The organism is uncultured Porphyromonas sp. (assembly GCF_934359325.1).
Lineage (GTDB): Bacteria > Bacteroidota > Bacteroidia > Bacteroidales > Porphyromonadaceae > Porphyromonas_A.
Window position 1 is genome coordinate 1 of the sequence record NZ_CAKRLH010000197.1, and the last position, 3023, is coordinate 3023.

Genomic DNA, 3023 nt, shown 5'->3' on the forward strand with positions numbered 1-3023 from the left:
GCAGCAAAGTTGATGATCCCATCGATCCGGTACTCCTGCATTATCCGGAGGACGAAGTCGTAGTCAGCGATGTCGCCCTGGATGAAGTGGTAATTGGGGTACGCCTCTACCGAGGCAAGGTTCTCCAGATTGCCGGCATAGGTGAGCGCATCAAAGTTGTAGAAATGGCTCTCCGGGTAACGCTCCACCATGCGGCGAAGTAGCGCACTGCCGATAAAGCCCGCCCCGCCGGTGACGAGGATATGAGCATTAGGGTTATTCACGATTCTTCTTCTAATAGAGAGATTAAGTACTGACCATATTCGTTCTGTCGCATCGGCTCAGCGATCCGGCGCAGCTCCTCCCCAGTGATGTATCCACGGCTGTAGGCGATCTCCTCGAGGCACGCCACCTTTAGCCCCTGACGCTTCTCGATCGCCTCGATGTAAGCGCCCGCCTCACTCAGCGACCGATGGGTGCCGGTGTCGAGCCACGCGAAGCCCCTCGGGAAGCGCTCCACACAGAGACGCCCCTCAGCGAGGTAGTGCTGGTTGACGCTCGTGATCTCCAGCTCTCCGCGAGCCGAGGGCTTCACCCCTTCCGCCACCTTAATGACGTCATTGGGATAAAAGTAAAGCCCCACCACGGCAAAGTGAGACCGAGGCACCTTCGGCTTTTCCTCAATGGAGAGTGCTCGCCCCTCGCTATCGAAGTCCACCACGCCGTACCGCTCCGGGTCGCTCACCCGGTAGCCGAAGACCACCGCCTGCCGCTCGCACTCGACCGTCCGGACAGCCGACTCCAGCAGACCGGTGAAGGTGGCACCGTGGAAGATATTATCTCCCAGCACGAGGCAGACATCCTCCTCTCCGATGAAGTCACGCCCGATGAGGAAAGCCTGAGCCAGCCCCTCCGGTGCCGGCTGCACGGCATAACTGAAGCGCACCCCAAGTGACCGCCCGTCCCCCAGAAGCCGCTCGTAGGAGGCGCGATCCTCCGGCGTGGTGATGATCAAGATCTCCCGGATCCCCGCCAGCATGAGGGTGGAGATAGGGTAGTAGATCATCGGCTTGTCGTAGACCGGCAGCAGCTGCTTGGAGACTCCTCTCGTGATCGGGTAAAGACGGGTGCCGCTCCCGCCGGCAAGTACTATTCCTTTCATCGTCTATAGTGGTACATAGCAAAGATAGCACTTTACCCCCACACCAAGCGATCCCGGGACGAGCCAAGACACGGCTCTCAGACTTCAGATACGCTCCCCAGGCAATGAATTAGAGATGGCGCTTGACGACCGCAGGATTGCCGGCGGCGAGGCAGTCGGAGGGGATGTCCCGTGTGACCACGCTCCCGGCGGCGATGATGCAGCGGTCACCGATGGTCACACCGGGACAGACGATCACGCCGCCTCCGAGCCAGCAGTCCTCACCAATGGTGATCGGGTGAGCCGTCTCCACCGGTCGGCGGCGCTCCACGGCATCAAGTGGATGAGCGGGGGTGTAGAGCTGGCACTTCGGTCCGATGCGGGTGTGTGCCCCTATGGTGATCAGACCGCCGTCCAGCAGGACGCAGTCGGCATTGATAAAGACCTCCTCCCCGAGCCGGATGCCGTGACCATGGTCACAGTAAAAGGGGGCGACGATGGTAGCACTCTCCGGGATGCCGGGGATCAGCTCCTCCAACACTGCCCGATAGTCGGGGTGTCCGGGGTAGAGGGATCTCAGACGACAGCAGAGACGAGAGGCGTGGCGAAAGCTCTCCGCCAGCTCCGGAGACGAGTAGTCGTAAAGCCGCTCGCTCCGCATATCGTCGAGGAGGCTCATCAGAGTGTGTAGAGGCTACGGATCGCCTCCCTCGGCTCCTCTGCGCCGAAGACATAGCTCCCTGCCACCAGCACATCGGCTCCGGCAGCGACCAACTTCGCCCCGGTCTCGGCATTGACGCCGCCGTCCACCTGGATCAGGAGGTCGGGTGCCAGAGCGCGAAGGCGACGAACTTTGTCTAATGCCCGAGGGATAAACTTTTGTCCCCCAAATCCGGGATTGACACTCATGATCAGCACCATATCCACAGCGTGGAGGATGTCCACGAGCGTCTCCACGGGGGTTGCGGGATTGAGCGCCACGCCGGCCTTACAGCCGAGGTCGTGGATCTGCGCCACCTGCCTATCGAGGTGGACACACGCCTCCTGGTGGACGGTGATCATGTCCGCACCGGCGGCAGCAAAGGCCTCCACATAGAGCTCCGGGTGTTCGATCATGAGGTGGCAGTCGACCACCTTCTTAGTCGCCGGGCGGACCGCCTTCACAATAGGTATGCCGTAGGAGATATTGGGGACGAAGTGCCCGTCCATGATGTCACAGTGGACCCACTCTGCCTCGCTCTCCTCAACGAGACGGATCGCCTCACCGAGGTGGAGGAAGTCGGCAGAGAGGATGGAGGGAGCGACGATGGTATGTTTCATGGCTTACTTATGGGGTATAAAGGGTTTTTGATTGGGTATGGGGATACCGCGACGCTGCTCGGAGTACTCGGGGAAGATCTGGCGGATCTTGAGGAGACCGAGTACCCCTTGCATCCGGCGCATCATCTCATCACGCTCGGACCGATCACGGACGCGGACGTGGATGGAGCCGATCGCGCTGCCGTGGATGCTGTCCACATGGATGCCGATGACAGGGATGTGCATCTCCCGGACGATGTCGATCAGATCATCGAGGAAGGTGGGGGAGTCGTTGCCGGTAAACTCCAGGGTGATGCCGAAGTTGGAGTGTATATGCGGTCCCCAGCGGACGGCGACGATGTCATCGCCATAGGTGGCCTTAAGCCGAATAGCCTTGGGGCAGGAGGTGAGATGGACGACCGGCTGTCTCTGCTCATTGATGATCCCGTGCACCTCCTCGCCGTAGACAGGTCGGCAGCAGGTGGCACGGATGTAGTTCCGGATACCATCGTTGGCGCGAAGGGTGTAGATCTCCTTCATCCGCCCCGGGTCTACCGTCGGCACCTTGGTCTCATCGGAGTCCTCCCGCTGCTGCACCGTAGGC

Annotated in this window: 5 protein-coding genes; all 5 read right to left on the reverse strand. The window is 60.7% G+C overall.

Translation table 11 applies throughout. The annotated features are described in order from the left end of the window. Nucleotides 1-263: GDP-mannose 4,6-dehydratase (locus Q0F21_RS06795; RefSeq protein WP_297238546.1), on the reverse strand; the 263-nt coding region annotated here is incomplete at its 3' end. Next, the gene (gene rfbA / locus Q0F21_RS06800; protein WP_297238549.1) at nucleotides 260-1141 is read right to left on the reverse strand and encodes a glucose-1-phosphate thymidylyltransferase RfbA; all 882 of its coding nucleotides are present in this window, start codon (nucleotides 1139-1141) and stop codon (nucleotides 260-262) included. The genes rfbA and Q0F21_RS06795, both read right to left, overlap by 4 nt. Before the next feature lie 109 nt (nucleotides 1142-1250). After that, complete coding sequence (locus Q0F21_RS06805; RefSeq protein WP_297238551.1) at nucleotides 1251-1799, reverse strand: sugar O-acetyltransferase; 549 nt, start codon at nucleotides 1797-1799, stop codon at nucleotides 1251-1253. Further along, the gene (gene rpe / locus Q0F21_RS06810) at nucleotides 1799-2440 is read right to left on the reverse strand and encodes a ribulose-phosphate 3-epimerase (RefSeq protein WP_297238553.1); all 642 of its coding nucleotides are present in this window, start codon (nucleotides 2438-2440) and stop codon (nucleotides 1799-1801) included. The genes Q0F21_RS06805 and rpe overlap by 1 nt, the downstream gene beginning before the upstream one ends. A 3-nt stretch (nucleotides 2441-2443) precedes the next feature. Beyond that, the coding region (locus Q0F21_RS06815) for an ACT domain-containing protein (RefSeq protein ID WP_363282740.1) at nucleotides 2444-3023 on the reverse strand (580 nt) is incomplete at its 5' end.

Bases quoted from the DNA above. Each gene is read 5' to 3' on its own strand.
- rpe (WP_297238553.1), bottom strand. From the start codon at position 2,440: ATGAAACATACCATCGTCGCTCCCTCCATCCTCTCTGCCGACTTCCTC.
- Q0F21_RS06805 (WP_297238551.1), bottom strand. From the start codon at position 1,799: ATGAGCCTCCTCGACGATATGCGGAGCGAGCGGCTTTACGACTACTCG.
- rfbA (WP_297238549.1), bottom strand. From the start codon at position 1,141: ATGAAAGGAATAGTACTTGCCGGCGGGAGCGGCACCCGTCTTTACCCG.